The organism is Erwinia sp. GW821-FHT03D09, from assembly GCF_059420805.1.
The window spans coordinates 30,733-48,362 of record NZ_JBWKUK010000004.1 but is presented as its reverse complement, the minus strand read 5'-3'; the positions used below and the strand labels follow the sequence as shown (position 1 = coordinate 48,362).

Genomic DNA, 17,630 nt, shown 5'->3' with positions numbered 1-17,630 from the left:
GGGCTGCCAGGTTTATTGAAAAATCAGTAGGTTCACGGCATAAGCGGCTACAGTGCAACCGACAAGACTCATCCCGCTAATCCGGCCGCATCAGCAGCGGGTTTACTTCCCCATGCAGATAAGACTCATTCCGTAAACCAGAGAATTTCCCGGTGATTAAATTCAGTGTGCTTTACCCCAATGCCAGCGACGCCCACTTTGACCATGATTACTACCGCAATGTGCATCTGCCGCTGATCAAAACGCGGATGGGTGATGCCTGCCTCTCTTATGAGATTGACAAGCCCTTAGGTGAAGACGCACCGTTTATCGCCGCCTGCCATATCTACTGCGCAAGCCTGGAAGCGTTTGAGCAGGTGATGGCCCCGCACGCGGAAGAATTTACCGCCGACGTGGTGAATTTTACCAACGTGACGTCGGTGAAGTTTATTTCAGAGGGGTAGTTAAGGGGTAACCGCGTTAGCGAGCATAGCCAGAAGCAGAAAGCCGAGCACACGTCAGGCGACAAATTCCAGCCCTAAAATAAACAGGCGGACCGGTGAGGTCCGCCTGACACGTCGATGACAGGGGTAACAGCCTTTACAGCAATTTTCTTTCCGCCAGATCCAGCGCAAAGTAGCTAAAGATAATATCCGCACCGGCACGCTTAATTGCGCCGAGGCTTTCCAGCACCACGTCGGTTTCACTGATAGCGCCAGCTTGCGCGGCAAACTTAATCATCGCGTACTCACCGCTCACCTGATAGGCGGCCAGCGGCAGACGGCTGTGCTCGCGCACGTCGCGCAGAATATCCAGGTAAGCACCCGCCGGTTTCACCATCAGCGCGTCGGCGCCTTCGGCTTCATCGATCAGCGACTCGCGAATGGCTTCGCGGCGGTTCATCGGGTTCATCTGGTAAGTTTTACGATCGCCCTTCAGCGAGGTCCCGGCCGCTTCACGGAACGGGCCGTAGAAGGATGACGCGAACTTGGTGGAGTAGGACATGATCGCCGTGTCGGTGAATCCGGCAGCATCCAGCGCCGCGCGGATCGCTGCAACCTGGCCATCCATCGCCGCGGATGGCGCGATAAAGTCGGCACCGGCCTGCGCGGCCACTACCGCCTGCTTGCCGAGGTTAATCAGCGTCGCATCGTTATCCACGCAGTGGTCGTGCAGCACGCCGCAGTGGCCGTGGCTGGTATATTCGCAGAAGCAGGTATCGGACATCACAATCATCTCCGGCACCGTGTCTTTACAGATACGCGACATGCGCGCCACCAGGCCATTCTCATTCCAGGTATCGCTACCCGTCGCGTCGGTATGATGAGAAATACCAAAGGTCATCACTGAACGCACACCGGCTTTGGCAATCCGCTCGATCTCATACGCCAGGCGCTTTTCAGGAATACGCATCACGCCCGGCATCGCGGCGATCGGCTTGTAATCATCCAATTCTTCCTCAACGAAAATGGGCAGCGCCAGATCGTTCAGGCTGAGGCTGGATTCCTGGAACAGGGAGCGAAGAGAAGCGGACTGGCGTAAGCGTCTAGGACGCTGGATGAGAGAATTCGTAGGCAAAACAACCTCGGTTTAACGACTCAGTCACCGGCAAAATCACGCGGCGGTGATGATAAAAGTGAATAGTGCGCTAACACTATACCTCCGGGCAACAGATGACAATCTTTGTGGAAATTAAAATTACCTGCGCCTTAACGGCACAGAGTGCTTTGTTCGCTACAGAAAATTCACAATTTTTCCCCCTTCCCTTCACAGAGGCTGGTATTCTGCTGTGGCTCCTGCCGTTTTGACTTTCATTATGAACATCAAAGGGAATCAAACATGTCTGACGTTCGTCCGCTCAAATTCGTGACTCTACTGGGCAGCCTGCGCAAAGCCTCGCTCAATGCCATTGTTGCTCACAGCCTGCCCGAACTGGCACCTGCCGGAGTGGAAATCAGTCCGCTGGGTTCCGTGGCTGACTTCCCCCACTACGATGCCGATATTCAGGCGGAAGGTTTCCCGGAAGCCGTGCTGGCCATGGGGGCGGCAATTGCGGCCGCTGACGGGGTGATTATCGTCACGCCGGAATATAACTATTCGGTTCCCGGTGCGCTAAAAAACGCCATCGACTGGCTGTCGCGCCTGCCGGACAGCCCGCTCTCGGGTAAACCGCTGGCGATCCAGACCGTCTCCCCCGGTGCTATCGGCGGCGCGCGTGCGCAGTATCATCTGCGCCAGAGCCTGGTGTTCCTCAATGCTAACGTCATTAACAAGCCGGAAATCATGATCGGCCAGGCGGGCAGCCGTATCGACGCGGAAAAAGGCACCGTCAGCGATGAGAGCACCCGCCATCATCTGACGGCGCAGCTGGAAGCACTGGCTAAGCTGGCCCGCCTCCCGGGCTAAGCCTCCCGGTCAGCCCGGGTTTTCAGCAACAAAAAAAGCCGGGATAATCCCGGCTTTAACAATGCAGACGATCAGAAGAAGCCGAGCGGCTGCACACTGTAGCTGACCAGCAGATTTTTGGTCTGCTGATAGTGATCGAGCATCATTTTGTGGGTTTCGCGGCCAATACCGGATTTTTTATAGCCGCCAAACGCCGCATGTGCCGGGTAAAGGTGGTAACAGTTAGTCCACACGCGTCCGGCCTTAATAGCCCGTCCAACGCGGTAGGCTCGATTGATATCGCGGGTCCAGACACCCGCCCCCAGGCCATAAATCGAGTCGTTGGCAATCGCAATCGCCTCGGCTTCATCTTTAAAGGTGGTAATGCCCACGACCGGCCCAAAGATCTCTTCCTGGAATACGCGCATGCTGTTATTCCCTTTCAGGAGCGTCGGCTGAATGTAATAGCCGCTATTCAGATCGCCCTCCAGTTTTTCTATCCCGCCACCGGTCAGCACTTCAGCGCCCTCTTTCTGCGCGATGTCCAGATAGGAAAGAATCTTATCAAACTGCTGCCGGGAGGCCTGCGCGCCGACCATGGTATCGGTATCCATCGGATCGCCACGCCGGATGGTTTTCACCCGCTTCATCACCGCCGCCATAAAGGGTTCGTAGATGGATTCCTGCACCAGCGCGCGTGAAGGACAGGTGCAGACTTCGCCCTGATTGAGGAAGCCAAGCACCACACCCTCCGCCGCTTTTTCGATAAACGACTCTTCCGCCTGCATGATGTCTTCGAAGAAGATATTCGGTGATTTGCCACCCAACTCAACGGTGGACGGGATCAGATTTTTCGCCGCCAGTTCCAGAATATGGCCCCCGGTTGCCGTTGAACCGGTAAAGGCCACTTTGGCTATGCGCGGGTTGGAAGCCAGCGCTTCACCCGCCTCTTTGCCGTATCCGTGGATCACGTTGAGCACGCCCTTCGGCAGCAGGTCGGCAATCACCTCGACGAACAGAGTGATGGACAGCGGCGTCTGCTCGGCCGGTTTCAGCACCACGCAGTTGCCCGCGGCCAGCGCCGGGGCCAGTTTCCAGGCCGCCATCAGCAGCGGGAAGTTCCAGGGAATAATCTGCGCCACCACGCCCAACGGCTCGTGGAAGTGATAGGCGGCGGTAAATTCATCAATTTCAGCGGCGGTGCCCTCCTGCGCGCGCAGACAGCCGGCAAAGTAGCGGAAGTGATCCACCGCCAGCGGCATATCGGCGGCCAGCGTTTCACGCACCGGCTTGCCGTTATCCCAGGTTTCATTCACGGCGAGGTATTCCAGCTTCTCTTCCAGCCGGTCAGCGATTTTCAGCAGGGTCAGAGATCGCGCCTGCACCGAGGTTTTACCCCAGGTATCAGCGGCGGCGTGGGCAGCATCCAGCGCTTTTTCAACATCGTCTTTATCGGAGCGCGGAAACTGGCCGATATCCGAACCATTAACCGGCGAAGTATTAGTAAAATACTGACCGTTAACCGGCGGCACAAACTCACCGTTGATGAAGTTGCCATACTGCGGTTTAAGCACGATCAGGGAATCTTTACTGCCCGGATAAGCGTAGCGCATCATCGTTCTCCTGTTGAAATTCACATCACTCGGCTACATTGATTAACAATGAAGTAATTAATTATTAACATTGTTGATAAAGGCGAGAATGCCAGATCGCGCCAGCGGAAACTGTGACGAAGCCGGAAGGAAATGTGGATTTTACGGATCGGATGTGAGGTGGCTCACGAAGAGCCACCGGCTAACTCGGGGGATGCCTAAGCGCGTTTCGCCGCAGGCTGCTGCAGCTGCCAGAAGTCCTGCAACAGCTGGCGTGGCCATTCCGGCTCCGGCTGATTGTGCATCAGTTTTCTCGCCTGCTCTTCACCCAGGCTGTTGTGCAAACAGGCGGTCATGATCTCGCCGGTAAATTCAGGGTGAAACTGTACCGATAGCGCCTGCGGGGAATAGCGGATAACCTGGCAGGGCTCCAGCGCAGAACGGGCCAGAATCTGCGCGCCCGGCGGCGGGGTCAGCACCGACTGACGATGGGAGAGCCAGGCGGAAAAATGCTGCGGCAGCGAAGCCAGCAGCGGGTCCTGATGCCGCGCCGCACTGGATTCCAGCTGCTGTAGCCCGCGCTCCCAGCCGTTCGGATTATCGCCAACCTTACCGCCCAGCGCATAGGCCATCAGCTGATGACCGTAGCAGACGCCAAGCAGCGGCAGCTTTTCCGCCACCAGATGGCGCACCCAGGCGGCGGTGCGTTCACTCCAGTCGGCATGATCGGTCACCATCGCCCAGGAACCGCTCAGAATGGCGGCGGAAATGGTTGCCGGGTCGGGCAACGCTTCGCCCAGATCCGGCCGCACCACGATATACTCACCGGCAGACAGGCCAAGCGCCTGCACAAACCACAGCTGCTGATCGCCCACCAGCTCACTGACCGGCAGCGGCGGCGTTTCAAGTTGGATAATGGCTAACGGTAACTTCACGCTTATCTCTCCTGGCTGAGTACGATTCCCAGTCTCTTATCCTGACACTTTGCTTGCTAACTGTCTTATAACTTTTCTGGCAAATTGTAAACAAAGCATCAGCTTAAGCCGCCGCGTATTTAGCGCCTTTTACGCGATGGCGTGCTGAAAAAAAGTGGCACTTTAGCGCTTCATTTGCTGTATTTCATGCCATGATATTCAGGAGTGAAACGTTATTTTAAGGATTGTGCAGTGGCGCTGCGGCATTTTTTTCTGATACTTCTGGTGGTATCAATCTGGGCATTCAACAATATCGCCATCAAATGGGGCCTGATGGACCTTCCCCCGTTGATGATCACCACCCTGCGCTTTGTGGTGGTGGCGCTGATTCTGGTGCCGTTTACCCGCGTGAATCTTCAGCAGCTGCGTTATCTTATCGTCCTGGCCTTTACCTTTGGCTTTATGCACTTTTCGCTACTCTTTATCAGCCTCAACAACACCGATGCCGGAACGGCGGCGGTGATTGTCCAGCTCGGTACGCCGATTGCTATGCTGCTGGCGATGGTGATCCTGAAAGAGAAGCTGCGGCTCGTCCAGCTGGCGGGAATCGCGATTTCACTGAGCGGCGTGGTAGTGCTGTCCGGCAGCCCGACAATCCCCAACTGGTGGGTGCTGGTTCTGCTGCTGCTGAGCGCGCTGGGCTGGGCGATCAGCAATATGATTGTGAAAAAATCACCGCCAATCAGCCCGCTGACGATGACCGGCTGGCTGTCATTTCTGGCGATACCCATCGTTGGCTGCGCTTCCTGGCTGACCGAATCCGATCAGCTGACGCTGCTGGTTAACTCTTCCTGGCGTGGCTGGTTCAGCATTCTGTTTAGCGCTATAGGTTCGTCGATTGTGGCGTATTCGTTGTGGTACAGCCTGCTGAAGCACTATAACGTCAACCTGATCATGCCTTACTCCCTCCTGACGCCGGTGCTGGCGGTGATCATGGGCGTGCTGGTGCTCGGCGATGAGATGAACGGTTTCAAGGCTGCGGGCTCGCTGCTGGTTATTCTTGGAACGGCAATTGCGGTGATCAACCTGCGCAATCTGCGTATGCATGCAAAACTGGCGCGGTTCCGCTATGCGGGGCGCAGCAAACGACATTAAATATTTCCGGGGGTTGATATGAACGATCGGATAACCGCCGAGCTCTGGCAGCAGCTGTGGCAGGGATTGCGCAATTCATTATCTCCTCCGCCCCCACTGACGATAACCGGCCGCCAGGCGCTGGTGTCCGCTTATCCGGTCAGTGAACTGGCCACCACCAGCATCGCGCTGGCTGCCCAGGCCGTCGCCAGCCTGATCGATAACCCCCAGCCGCTGCACGTTGACTATGCCCTCTCGTCGCGCTGGTTCCAGCATGCCATTCGCCCGATTAATCGCCCGCCAGTTTCGCTGTGGGACCCTTTTGCCGGGGATTACGCCTGTGCTGACGGTTGGACTCGCCTGCATACCAATGCCCCGCATCACCGCGAGGCGATGGAGCGCGTGATGGGCAGGCACGCGAACCGTCAGGCCCTCGTCGAGACGGTAACGCAATGGGACCGCTTCACTCTGGAGCAGGCGGTGGTGGATGCCGGTGGTTGCGCCGCCGCACCTTACGCGCAGCCAGCAATTGGGAAGATAACGCCCAGACAGGCTGCGCTGCAAAGTGGTGCTTACTCGGCTTCGCCGCCCTGCTGCTCTTCCAGCTCGGACAGCTCATCGCGCATTGCCTGCAGGGCTTCACGGCTGATTGCCGCCAGCGTGCGGTAAAACGCCGTTGAGGCGTGAGCCTCAACCTTGCCGAGAAACGCGCCGCACCACGGCATCAGGAACTCATCAAACAGAGTGACCTGTGCCAGAAACTCATCGGCCTCAGACTGATCTTCCAGCCAGGAAGAAGCCAACAGCAGTGCGCCAAAATGATCCGCCGGTCCTTCGCCCAGCGGCATACCGCGGCTGGTCAGAAAAGCGCGAACCTCCACTTCCTGCGGCCCTTCCGGCCACTGCGAACCGTACGGCGGCACCTTGCACTCGCTGCCAACAAACAGCGCGTTATAGTCAGCTGCCAGCAGCTGCGGATCGCTGTTTTCCTGCAGGCGGGTCAGCAGCTCATCCTGCTCCAGCGGCCAGTGCTGTTGCAGCTTACCTGACTGAAGCAGCGTAAACAGCGGCACCAGCAGCGGGTCCTGCGGCTGGCGGTTATACAGCGAGCCAAGGATGCGGCAGATGACAGAAAACTCATTCATTAGTTCGATTCCAAAAGTATGTCAGGGCTGAATCATACTATAGATTCGGCGGCGGCTGGGTGAAAGCGGAACTGACGCTGGCGGATTCACTCACAATCGCAGCCACTCGCACCCGCACAACCCAACTAAAACTCCGCAAACTCTTCTATAGTTTTGCCGGTGCGCAACGCGAGGAAATCGAGCAGGCGGCGCGGCGTGACGTTCAGCACGCGATCTTCCGGGAAATCCACCTCACGTATGATGCGCAGGCAGTGTTCGAAGTTACCGAGGGTAAAAGCGGTATGGGAATCGGAGCCCAGCGCCAGCCAGCCACCCGCTTCTTTTACCGCTGCGGTAACCGCGCGGCAGTTGGGTTCGCTGCCCTTGCGTGAGGTGGTAAAGGAAGAGTTGTTCAGCTCCAGCGCCACGTTGTACTTCGCCGCCGCTTCCGCTACCGCCTGAATGTCGATGGGATACTTCGGGTTGCCCGGATGGCTGATGATATGCACCAGCCCGTTAGCCATGGTGGCAATCATCGCTTTGGTATTATGTTCTTTATCCTGCGGTTGCAGCACCGGCTCGTGGAATCCGGCAACGATAATATCGATCGCTTCCAGCATCGGTCCGCTGCAGTCAATCTCGCCTTCGTTGTTTTTAATGTTCGCTTCAATACCACGTAAAATACCCACGCCGTCAATCACCCGCGGCCAGACTCTCATATTGACGAAGTGCCAGTAGTGCGGCGCATCGGCCATATCCGGGCCGTGGTCGGTGATCGCCAGCAGCTTAACGCCGCAGGTTTGCGCCTGAAGCACGTAGTCGCGGAGCGTACTGTAGGCATGGGTGCTGGCAACGGTGTGCATATGAAGGTCAACGGGATACATGTTTTTCTCCTTAATGATCAGGGCCGCGCCGCTCACTGGGCGGCCCTTATAGTTTAGTAACCGCGTTCTAAATCAACGCGGCCTTCCGGCATATGATTATTTTCAAACTGCGTAATCGCCCCTGCGATATAGTCCATAGCTTCCTCGGGTAAGGTTACAGCCGCATTATGCGGGGTGATGGCGATATCAGGATGCGACCAGAAAGGATGGTCGGCGGGCAGAGGCTCAACGTTAAAGACGTCCAGCGCGGCGGCTTTGATTTCCCCCGCCGTCAGCGCTGCCAGCAGATCGTCATCAACCACGTGCGGCCCGCGGGCCAGATTAATCAGGAACGCGCCGGGCTTCAGCTGGCTCAGCAGCTGGCGATTGATAATGCCAACGGTCTGCGGCGTATTCGGCAGTAAATTAATCAACACCTGGGTGCCGGACAGAAACTCGCCCAGCTGTTCCTGACCGTGGAAGCTGGTAACGCCGTCGATCTGCTTCGGCGAACGGCTCCAGCAACGCACCGGAAAACCCCAGTCCAGCAGACTTTTCGCCACGCTACCGCCCAGCACACCCGCGCCCAGCAGCCCGATGGAGAACGCTTCACGCTGGTTATTTTCCAGATGCTTCCAGCGGGCTTCGCGCTTCAGCTGCTGATATTCGTTAAACCGACGGAACCAGCCGAGCACGTGATAAACCGCATACTCCTGCATCTGGCGGCCCATCCCGGTATCTTCCAGGCGGAAAAGTGGGATGCCGGGTGCCAGCATATCAGGATGCCGCTTTAACTGACCGAGAATATCATCCACCCCGGCCCCCAGCGCAAATACCCCTTTCAGCTGGCGTCCCTGCAGCATGGCAACGGGCGGTTCACGCACCAGTGCATAATCAGCGGGGAGGTCGTCGCCCGGCTGCCACAGTCGGACCCGGGCACCCGGCAGCCGGCGCTGAATCCCGTCGATCCAGGTCTGGGCATTAAATGAGGGATGGTAATAAATGATATCCACGTTTTTTCTCCTGTTTTTCTTTAAGGCTCGGGGAAAACGCCACATCTGGCAAGAAAAAAATTGGGGGTGAATCTCAGTTTCTGAGCAGGTTTAGCCGCTCTGCTGCCGATTTTATCGTCAAAGTGATTTAAAACTGATTAAACGCACGCAAAAGCGTTGAAAGTCAGTTGACCGCAGCGAGGCTTTTCCCTACATTAGCGCCCGTCGATAACGCAGTTTCGGCAACAATATGGTGAGGTGTCCGAGTGGCTGAAGGAGCACGCCTGGAAAGTGTGTATACGGCAACGTATCGAGGGTTCGAACCCCTCTCTCACCACCACATTTAAAGAGAAAGCCTTAACTCACGTTAAGGCTTTTTTTTATGCCTGTAAAACGGCGGATATTCCTCGACAGGGTTCGACAAAACCGCAGGATTGACGTTTTGCACAGCCGCAGCCGTTGTTTTAATCTGCTACCGTCTTTGCTTTTGCCTGCGGCACAGCCAACTATACCCGCCCCACCTGGAGCGCCACATAGCACAGGGCGAACATCCAGCCGCGCTCGCCAAACGCCTGCGGCATCGCCGAGGAAGCAAACAGGCCGAGCAGCATCAGTACAAACAGCAGTTCGGTAAACGTGACCGTAGCACCATGACCATCACGGGTGCGCAGCAGGCTTTGCGGCATAAGGAGATTCCTGAAAGGGAGCGCCGCTTAAAAAGTAGCGAAGCTCCCCAGACAGGTGAATATTTACTTAATATCCAGTGCTGATTTCATGGTGTAGAACAGATCGGTCTGGTCGGTCAGGCCCACCACGTTTGCCGCATGTGGCCCGAAGGCGGCAATACGCAGCTGGGTACCGGTGTGGCCCTGAGAATCCTTTTCTGAGTTACCGTAGCTGATGGTCATCAGCCCGCCCTCACGGGTATTCAGCGTCTGCGTCAGGCCCGGTGCCTTGCTGTCATTGGCGATAATCTGGCTGGAGTGGGCATGGTCAGCGGTAACAATCACCAGCGTGTTGCCGTCTTTTGCCGCGAACTCCAGCGCTTTTTGCACTGCTTCATCCAGATCCACGGTTTCGCCGATCTGGCCGCACGGGTTAGCCGCATGATCCTGCTTATCGATCGATGCACCTTCCACCTGCAGGAAGAAGCCCTGCGGCTTATCCTCAAGCAGCTGGATCGCCTTCTCGGTCATCTGCGCCAGCGTTGGCGTTGAGGCCGGGCGTTCGGCATTCACTTCACAGGTTACCGGCTTGCCATCAAGATTGCCGTGATAAGTTGCCTTTGGCCCCTTCCAGCGCACCGGCATATTGCCGTCGGCGAACAGGCCCAGCACCGGTTTGCTGTCGTCAGCCACAGTCAGGGCATTCATGCCGTCCAGATCGTTAACCAGCTGGTAACCGCGCAGTTTTGCCTGCTCCAGCAAGGTTTTCCCCTGCCACTCACCAGCCTTCGCCGCTTCACTGAAGGTTTTACCGCCGCCACCCAGCGTGACGTCGGCGCGGGCGTTCAGCAGCTGCTCGGCAATTGAGCCTTTACCGCCTTTCTCCAGCGCGTTGCTCTGGCACAGCTCGCTGGTTTTCTCCGGGCCGTAACACTTACGGGAGGTAACATGCGCGATCTGCGCCGCCGGAGTCGCATCTTCCAGTTCGGCGGTAGAGACGTTACCGGTGGCCTTACCGGCGGCTTTTGCCAGTTCCAGCAGAGATGGATGATCCTTGCCGTTCACATCAACACCAATCGCACCGTTATAGGATTTTACGCCAGTGGCCCAGGCGGTAGCGGAAGCAGCGGAGTCGGTCACGTAGTCCGGCTTGTGGCTCTTTTTATCCAGCGCATAGTGGGTGTACTGGCCGGTCAGCGGCAGCGCATCAATTCCCTTAAAGAAACCGCCCGCTCCTTCGGCATAGTTACGCGCGGCGGTAATTTCAGAATCGCCCATGCCATCCCCGATCAGCAAAATCACGTTTTTCGCGGTCTTATTGTTCAGCGAGGCTTTAATCGCCTCGGTTTGATCGCCGGTCAGGCGGCGCGCGCCGCCCGGTTCGGTGATATCGCCCTGTGCGGCACGATTCCATGTGGCAAGGTCCGCCGTCGCGGTAGTGCACACCAGTGCAGCGAGCAGCGAGAGGGCAAAGGCTTTCTGTTTCATTGTTACGATTTCCATAAATAAATTTTTCTAATGATTTCAGCAAGTCAGTCTGCGATACAACAATGTCAGTTTTGTGTCCGTCGAATGACAGTAAGATAACAGGCGCGGCGCTTAGCCTCCATTACCCCGCAGCTGTTCAGGAGTTAACCGAACGGAAGCACAGGGAAAAATACTACTTGACCGGTAACAGCTGACTGCCTATAGTAGCGCCCCGTCGCCGCCAAGTGGGTGATGATTTGACAATATGGTGAGGTGTCCGAGTGGCTGAAGGAGCACGCCTGGAAAGTGTGTATACGGCAACGTATCGAGGGTTCGAATCCCTCTCTCACCACCATATTAGAAGAGAAAGCCTGAGCGAAAGTTCAGGCTTTTTTGCCTGTTCCCCAGTGAGTGAGGGTGAGGCAAAACGGCAGGATTGACGTTTTATAAAGTATTTAAGAAAGCGCCTCACGTTAAGGCGCTTTTTTGTCTTCTCCACCCGAGCCACGATCGCTTTTGCACACGGCCCTGCGCACCAAAGCGACGATTTGCCGCATTAGCCAGAAGATCGAGTAACAGGCAGAAGACAAAATAAACCAGCGCCACAAACAGGAACACCTCCATCGGGTAAACCATGCTGCGGTTATTCACCTGTGTCGCCAGGAAGGTCAGCTCACCCACGCCGACGATGTACGCCAGCGAGGTATCTTTGATCAGCGCAATCCACTGGTTGATAAAGGAAGGCACCATCATCCGCAGCGCCTGCGGCAACACGATTGTCACTAGCGTCTGCCAGCGGGTGAGCCCCAGAGAAAGCCCGGCCTGCCACTGCCCGGCCGGGATCGCCGCAATACCGGCCTTAACCGCATGGGCCAGATAGGCCGACGCGATCAGCGCCAGCGCGCACACCACCGTGGTGATTTCCGGGATCTCAACGCCAAATACCATCGGCAGCAGGAAGTAGGTCCAGAAGATCAGCATAATCACCGGGATCGCGCGGAAGAAACCCAGCACCGCCGCGAGCAGCCCGGCAGGCACGCCCCGCGACATCGCCAGCAACACGCCAAAAACAATCCCCAGCGCCGCCGATGCGGCACCGGCCATCAGGCTGATTGCCAGGGTCAGCGCTGCCCCGCCCAGCGGCCCGTCCGGCCAGGTGCCCCACAGCATATAGCCCAGATTATCGCGAATAATGCTGAAATCCATTTTAATGTCCTCCCAGCGGTTTACGCTGCTGCCGCCACATGCCCCAGCCTTCAAGCAGCGCGATAATAGCGATATACAGTATCGTGGCCACGCCGAATGCCTGGAAAGTGCGCAGCGTTTCGGTCTCCACCTGGCGGGAAGCATAAGAGAGCTCGGCCACACCAATCGCCATGGTTAGCGACGAGTTTTTGATCACATTCATGTACTGGCCCAGCAGCGGCGGCAGCGCAATTTTCAGCGCCTGCGGCAGCACCACGTAGCGCATCGCCTGCCAGCCGGTCAGCCCCATCGCCAGCGCGGCATTTTTTTGGCCGCCCGCCACGCCGCGAATACCGGAACGGATCTCTTCGGCGATAAAGGCGGAGGAATACACGGTCAGGCCGAAGAAGCCGGCAAGAAACTCGAACGAAGGCCAGGCAAACGGACCCGCCTGATGGGGCATGTTCAGCCAGTCCATTGCCGCGCCCGGCAGGATTTGCCCGGCGGCAAAGTACCAGAAGAGCAGCTGCACCAGCAGCGGGGTATTACGGAAAAGGGAGCTGTAGCCCATCGCCAGCCAGCGCAGCGGTTCCAGGCTGCTGTCACGCATTGCGGCCAGCACAAACCCCAACAGCGTCGCGGCAATCCCTGCGCAGGCGGATAGCCAGAGGGTCAGTAAGAAACCGTGCCACAGCCAGTTGAGGTATTGTGGCGCCAGCAGCCAGTCCAGGTTCATGTTCTGTCCTTGTTTTATAAAATGCATCAGGGGCGCAGCAAGCTGCGCCCCTCTCATCCGTTACCGACGAACCGTCCGTCAGGCTTTAGGTTGTTGATCCAACGGCCCGATTTTGAAGTCGCCGCGCGGCTGTGCAGCGTTAGTTTGCGGCCCGAACCAGCGGTCGTAAATTTTAACCGCCTCGCCGTCTTTTTCCAGTGTGATCAGCGTGTCGTTCACCGCGTCGGTCAGGCGATCCTCACCCTTAGGAATGCCGACGCCCTGATATTCTTTCGTCAGGCTGAACGGAGAGATTTCAAACTCCGCCTTCTGCGCCGCCGGCAGGTTACCCAGCAGGCCGACCAGTTTTGCATCGTCCTGGGTGATTGCCTGCACGTTACGGTTACGCAGCGCCACGAAGGCCAGCGGGGTGTCATCGTAGGAGATCACTTTGGCGGTCGGATAGCGTTCACGCAGGGTGATTTCCTGCACCGTGCCTTTATCCGCGCCGATACGCAGGGTTTTGATATCGTCCGGGGTTTTCAGCACGCCCTTGCGCGCAATAAATTTCTGACCGGTGGCGAAATACGGCACGCTGAAATTCACTTCTTTCGCGCGCTCGTCGGTAATGGTGAAGTTAGCGGCGATCAGGTCCACCTTCTTCGAGACCAGCAGCGGGATGCGGTTGGCCGGGTTGGTGGCACGAAGCTCTACTTTCACGCCCAGGGCCTTACCAATAGCATCGGCGAAGTCCACATCGTATCCCACCAGCTTTTTGCTTTGCGGGTCGATATAGCCAAACGGCGGATTGCTGTCGAACACCGCAATGCGCACCACGCCGGCCTGCTTGATATCATCAAGTTTGTCAGCTTGTGCGGCACCGGCGGCAAGACCGGTAATACTGGCTAGCAACGTTAAGACCAAAGCGCGATGTTTCATTGAAAGCTCCTGAATGGTTGGATTCCTGCACGCAGATAAGCTAGCAAGGGCCACTCGGCTCAGGAAATAATATAAAGAACTATATTTATGTTTTTTATCTATTTGTAATATCTGGATATATCATGACAGGCATGGGTAGCGAGCAATCGGGTTTCATCTGCGGTGTAAGGTGAAAAATGTGATCTCCGGCACAAAGTGGCAAACTGTGCTGTTCTGCGTCAGTTATCTTCGCACTTTAAATTAGTTTACCCGGTTTATTATTGATGAATAGCACAACACAACTCTTGAAAGACCACCGCAGCGACCGTAGCTACCTGACCAAACCCATTGATGACAGCATTCTTGATGACATTATCGAATGCGCGTGGCGCGCTCCGACTTCGGTCAACTCCCAGCAGGTATCGGTGATCGTCACCCGCGATGCCGCCACCCGCGCACGTATTGCCGAGCTGGCCGGTGGGCAAAAGTGGATTGCTCAGGCTCCGGTGTTTCTTACCTTTGTACTGGATATGCATAAAAGCCAGCTGGCGATTGCCGCCGAAGGTAAAGAGCAGATCGCCCATCAGAGCCTGGAAAGTATTGTTTCAGGCGCAACCGACGTGGGTATTGCGCTGGAAGCCGTCATGACCGCCGCCCGTTCACACGGCTTAGGCGTGGTGCCAATCGGCGGAATTCGCATCAACCCAACGGCGATGATCGAACTACTGCAGCTGCCCGAACTGACCTTCCCTGTAGCAGGCGTGGTGCTGGGCTATGTCGATCAGCCTGCCCCGCAAAAACCGCGTATGCCGATGGCAGGCTTCCGCCATGAAGAGCATTACCACCAGGATGTGCTGCCTGAAGCGATCCGCAGCTACAACCAGACGATGGTAGAGCACTGGCAGCAGACCGGCCGCACCGATGGCGATAACTGGGGCAACAACACTGCCAGCTACTACCAGCATATCTATTTCCCCGCCGTACAGCCGGCCATTCTGCGTCAGGGTTTTGGCATCGATAAATAGGCAAATAAAAGCCCGGCACAAGCCGGGCTTTATATCAGATTTACGCGTTAACCGTAGGCAAGCAGCGTACGCTGGCACAGCTGAGAACGTACGCAGTCTTCTGCGGTAAACCGCACCACCCCAATCATCTCATCTTCCTCAAAGCGGGCCATGGCGTCGCTGAGGCCGGACTTAACATGGGCAGGCAGGTCGCACTGGGTGATATCGCCGTTAACGATGACGGTGACGTTTTCCCCAAGGCGCGTTAAGAACATTTTCATCTGCGCGGCGGTGACGTTTTGCGCCTCATCGAGGATCACTACCGCATTTTCAAAGGTACGGCCACGCATATAGGCAAAGGGAGCGATCTCTACTTTACCAATTTCGGGACGCAGACAGTACTGCATAAAGGAAGAGCCGAGACGTTTAACCAGAACGTCGTAGACCGGGCGGAAATACGGGGCGAATTTTTCTGAAATATCCCCGGGAAGGAATCCCAGATCTTCATCCGCCTGTAGCACCGGTCGGGTCACTATGATCCTTTCCACATCCTTATGAATCAGAGCCTCCGCCGCTTTCGCGGCACTAATCCAGGTTTTACCACACCCGGCTTCACCAGTAGCAAAGATCAGTTGTTTGGTTTCTATGGCGTTGAGATAGTGCGCCTGAGCTTCATTTCTGGCGGCAATCGGGGAATGGTCGCGGGTATCTCGCGCCATGCCAATTGCATCCAGTCCACCCATTTGCACCAGCGAGGTGACCGATTCTTCTTCACGCTGACGGTGACTGCGCGAATCGCTACGAAGCACACGTTTTGCTTCACGACGAGCTTTGATCACTGCTTTCTGTCTTCCCATAGTGGCACCTTACAGTTGGTTTCATTTCCCGCATCAGGTTGGCGATGCGATTACGTGAACGCTTTAGAGGTTTTGGCTTCCTTTTAAGCCGTGTCTGGCCGTTGCAACAGATGCAAAGCCGCGCCGGGGCGCAGAGTGCACCGGAAAGCAATTAACAGGGTTGATGGAACGATGAATTGTTAAAGAAGAGAATGCTGTAGAGGAAATGAACTCCTCGCGTATTACGGCGATGGTTGACTTTCTGTTTACGGGTCCGTTAAAGGACTTGGGCATTCGCTATCTCCATAGTGGGATACTTAATGCGAAAAGATACTACGATTTCATTCCAGCATATCGGCACGAAATTGCAACATATTTTTTACTGTTATTATTTTCCAAAAATTAAACTTAGTAAATACAGAATGTTAAATTAATTACTTATTTAACATTACTGTCATAATTAAATTGTATGGTGCATTTTTTAATCAAAAAGGGAGAGGGCAATTGAAACAAAAAATGCCAGGCGACATAACATAGAATAGCGGGCGCGCGGCACCCGATATTATTAATCAGGCCTCAAGCAGCCCCTGCGCAAGATAGTGCTGAGCATCCACTACGCCCGGCAGAACAAAGAAATATCCTCCACCGATCGGCTTGATATACTCCTCCAGCGCTTCGCCGTCTAAACGCTTTTGCACGGTCAGGAAGCCTTTTTCTAAATCGTGCTGATAGCAGACAAACAGCAACCCCATTTCCAGCTGACCTGATTTAGACACGCCGAGGGAATAACTGTATCCCCGACGCAGCATCAGGTTACTTTGCGTTTCTGCCGTTCGTGGATTCGCCAGACGAATATGCGCATCCAGCGGCGTGACCTTACCTTCCGGATCGTTGACGTAGTCCGGTACATCGTGCTCGTTTTCCATTCCCAGCGGCGCGCCGCTGTGCTTCACGCGGCCAAAGATCGTCTGCTGCTCACCGAGCGGCGTACGGTCCCAGAATTCCACGTGAAACTGGATGATCCTCGCGGCCTGATAGCTACCGTTCAGCGCCCACGCGGGTTCGCCCTGATCTTTGGTCACCCACAGGATATTATCCATCAGCGACGCATCGCTGGTATCCGGGTTGGCCGTACCGTCCTTAAAGCCCAGCAGATTAATCGGCGTCTCTTTGCCTTTACTGCGCGCGGCGTGATCGGAAATAAAGCCTTCACGACGCCAGCGCACGCTAAGCAGATCCGGCGAGTGCTTAATGATATCGCGCAGCGCGTGGATCGCCGTATCGTTGGTATTGGCGCAGATTTGCAGCAGCAGATCGCCGTGGCACAGGCTGGCGTCGAGTGCATCATTGGGGAAACGCGTCATGCGCTGCAGCTTCAGCGGCTTATGCGCCTGCAGGCCGAAACGCTCATCAAACAGCGACGCGCCGACGGAGGCGGTGATGGTCAGGTTGTCGGGATAGATATCATCGCCGAGAATACCGGAATCCATAGGCGGCAGCTGCGGATTGGTCACCGGCGGCGCTTTACCGCCGGTGGTCAGAAACGCAATGCGGTCGGTCAGCAGCTTAAACAGGCGCACCAGATCGTTTTTATCCGCGGCCAGCACGTCAAACGAGACCAGCATCATTGCCGCCTGCTGCGGCGTGACGATCCCGGACTGACGCAGGCCAAAGAACGGCTGGCTTTCACTACGAGCGGAAGGGGAAACGGTGCCCGGGGACGAAACTTTCCCGTCCCCGGCTGCATGGACCGGACAACCGCCGGTCACGGCGAGGGCCCCCCCCAGGATGCCCACACCTTTCAACAAACGTCGACGTGAACTTGACGCCACGTCATCAACGGGTTTTGCCATATCT

The 17,630-nt window shown here is 56.2% G+C and carries 18 protein-coding genes and 2 tRNA genes; 7 read left to right on the top strand and 13 right to left on the bottom strand.

Translation table 11 applies throughout. From position 1 onward, the window contains the following. Window positions 1-152: 152 nt before the first annotated feature. Window positions 153-443: an EthD family reductase gene (locus AC07U6_RS04775; protein WP_494762972.1), complete on the top strand. Its 291-nt coding sequence runs from the start codon at window positions 153-155 to the stop codon at window positions 441-443. Window positions 444-579: 136 nt separating this feature from the next. Here AC07U6_RS04775 and hemB read toward each other — a convergent pair whose 3' ends face one another. Then, entirely contained in the window at window positions 580-1,557 is a 978-nt protein-coding gene (gene hemB, locus AC07U6_RS04770) for a porphobilinogen synthase (RefSeq protein WP_494762973.1), read from the bottom strand. A gap of 261 nt (window positions 1,558-1,818) precedes the next feature. Here hemB and AC07U6_RS04765 point away from each other — a divergent pair, with 261 nt between their 5' ends. Beyond that, window positions 1,819-2,385, top strand: coding sequence for an NADPH-dependent FMN reductase (locus AC07U6_RS04765; RefSeq protein WP_494762974.1), 567 nt, complete (start codon window positions 1,819-1,821; stop codon window positions 2,383-2,385). 71 nt (window positions 2,386-2,456) lie between these two features. On the opposite strand, the gene exaC is transcribed toward AC07U6_RS04765, so the two are convergent. Together exaC and AC07U6_RS04755 are read right to left on the bottom strand one after the other, a co-directional pair. Then, complete coding sequence (gene exaC / locus AC07U6_RS04760) at window positions 2,457-3,977, bottom strand: acetaldehyde dehydrogenase ExaC (protein ID WP_494764504.1); 1,521 nt, start codon at window positions 3,975-3,977, stop codon at window positions 2,457-2,459. Window positions 3,978-4,174: 197 nt separating this feature from the next. Then, on the bottom strand, window positions 4,175-4,897 hold the full coding sequence (locus AC07U6_RS04755; RefSeq protein WP_494764505.1) for a glutamine amidotransferase: 723 nt from the start codon (window positions 4,895-4,897) through the stop codon (window positions 4,175-4,177). 225 nt (window positions 4,898-5,122) lie between these two features. On the opposite strand from AC07U6_RS04755, the gene AC07U6_RS04750 reads away from it, so the two are divergent. Both AC07U6_RS04750 and AC07U6_RS04745 read left to right on the top strand, forming a co-directional pair. Continuing rightward, window positions 5,123-6,025 carry a DMT family transporter gene (locus AC07U6_RS04750; RefSeq protein ID WP_494762975.1) on the top strand — a complete coding sequence of 301 codons (903 nt, stop codon included), beginning with the start codon at window positions 5,123-5,125 and terminating at the stop codon, window positions 6,023-6,025. An 18-nt stretch (window positions 6,026-6,043) separates the two neighbouring features. After that, window positions 6,044-6,673, top strand: coding sequence for a hypothetical protein (locus AC07U6_RS04745; RefSeq protein ID WP_494762976.1), 630 nt, complete (start codon window positions 6,044-6,046; stop codon window positions 6,671-6,673). On the opposite strand, the gene AC07U6_RS04740 is transcribed toward AC07U6_RS04745, so the two are convergent. The 3 genes from AC07U6_RS04740 to ghrA form a co-directional block, all read right to left on the bottom strand. Then, window positions 6,577-7,149 (bottom strand): TorD/DmsD family molecular chaperone, encoded by a 573-nt coding sequence (locus AC07U6_RS04740; protein WP_494762977.1) that lies wholly within the window; start codon window positions 7,147-7,149, stop codon window positions 6,577-6,579. The two genes, AC07U6_RS04745 and AC07U6_RS04740, sit on opposite strands and share 97 nt — an antisense overlap. 125 nt (window positions 7,150-7,274) lie before the next feature. Continuing rightward, a complete protein-coding gene (locus AC07U6_RS04735) occupies window positions 7,275-8,012 on the bottom strand; it encodes a phosphatase (protein WP_494762978.1) in 738 nt (245 codons plus the stop codon). Window positions 8,013-8,065: 53 nt separating this feature from the next. Next, window positions 8,066-9,004, bottom strand: coding sequence for a glyoxylate/hydroxypyruvate reductase GhrA (ghrA, locus tag AC07U6_RS04730; RefSeq protein WP_494762979.1), 939 nt, complete (start codon window positions 9,002-9,004; stop codon window positions 8,066-8,068). 231 nt (window positions 9,005-9,235) lie between these two features. Between ghrA and AC07U6_RS04725 the strand changes: the two genes are divergently transcribed. After that, window positions 9,236-9,323, top strand: a tRNA-Ser gene (locus AC07U6_RS04725). Window positions 9,324-9,489: 166 nt separating this feature from the next. On the opposite strand, the gene AC07U6_RS04720 is transcribed toward AC07U6_RS04725, so the two are convergent. Both AC07U6_RS04720 and phoA read right to left on the bottom strand, forming a co-directional pair. Beyond that, window positions 9,490-9,669 (bottom strand): hypothetical protein, encoded by a 180-nt coding sequence (locus AC07U6_RS04720; protein WP_494764595.1) that lies wholly within the window; start codon window positions 9,667-9,669, stop codon window positions 9,490-9,492. Between the two features lie 63 nt (window positions 9,670-9,732). Further along, the gene (gene phoA / locus AC07U6_RS04715; protein WP_494762980.1) at window positions 9,733-11,136 is read right to left on the bottom strand and encodes an alkaline phosphatase; all 1,404 of its coding nucleotides are present in this window, start codon (window positions 11,134-11,136) and stop codon (window positions 9,733-9,735) included. A gap of 246 nt (window positions 11,137-11,382) precedes the next feature. Here phoA and AC07U6_RS04710 point away from each other — a divergent pair. Continuing rightward, window positions 11,383-11,470: transfer RNA gene (locus AC07U6_RS04710), tRNA-Ser, on the top strand. Window positions 11,471-11,583: 113 nt separating this feature from the next. On the opposite strand, the gene AC07U6_RS04705 is transcribed toward AC07U6_RS04710, so the two are convergent. The 3 genes from AC07U6_RS04705 to AC07U6_RS04695 all read right to left on the bottom strand — a co-directional run bounded on the left by AC07U6_RS04705 (window position 11,584) and on the right by AC07U6_RS04695 (window position 13,954). Beyond that, complete coding sequence (locus AC07U6_RS04705; RefSeq protein ID WP_494762981.1) at window positions 11,584-12,321, bottom strand: amino acid ABC transporter permease; 738 nt, start codon at window positions 12,319-12,321, stop codon at window positions 11,584-11,586. Between the two features lies 1 nt (window position 12,322). After that, window positions 12,323-13,036 carry an amino acid ABC transporter permease gene (locus tag AC07U6_RS04700; RefSeq protein ID WP_494762982.1) on the bottom strand — a complete coding sequence of 238 codons (714 nt, stop codon included), beginning with the start codon at window positions 13,034-13,036 and terminating at the stop codon, window positions 12,323-12,325. Window positions 13,037-13,114: 78 nt separating this feature from the next. Next, on the bottom strand, window positions 13,115-13,954 hold the full coding sequence (locus AC07U6_RS04695; RefSeq protein ID WP_494762983.1) for an ABC transporter substrate-binding protein: 840 nt from the start codon (window positions 13,952-13,954) through the stop codon (window positions 13,115-13,117). Window positions 13,955-14,217: 263 nt separating this feature from the next. On the opposite strand from AC07U6_RS04695, the gene AC07U6_RS04690 reads away from it, so the two are divergent. After that, window positions 14,218-14,958 carry a nitroreductase family protein gene (locus tag AC07U6_RS04690; protein ID WP_494762984.1) on the top strand — a complete coding sequence of 247 codons (741 nt, stop codon included), beginning with the start codon at window positions 14,218-14,220 and terminating at the stop codon, window positions 14,956-14,958. Window positions 14,959-15,005: 47 nt separating this feature from the next. Here AC07U6_RS04690 and phoH read toward each other — a convergent pair whose 3' ends face one another. Beyond that, entirely contained in the window at window positions 15,006-15,794 is a 789-nt protein-coding gene (gene phoH / locus AC07U6_RS04685; protein ID WP_123329080.1) for a phosphate starvation-inducible protein PhoH, read from the bottom strand. Between the two features lie 548 nt (window positions 15,795-16,342). Further along, window positions 16,343-17,626, bottom strand: coding sequence for an iron uptake transporter deferrochelatase/peroxidase subunit (efeB, locus tag AC07U6_RS04680; protein ID WP_494762985.1), 1,284 nt, complete (start codon window positions 17,624-17,626; stop codon window positions 16,343-16,345). Window positions 17,627-17,630: the final 4 nt, after the last annotated feature.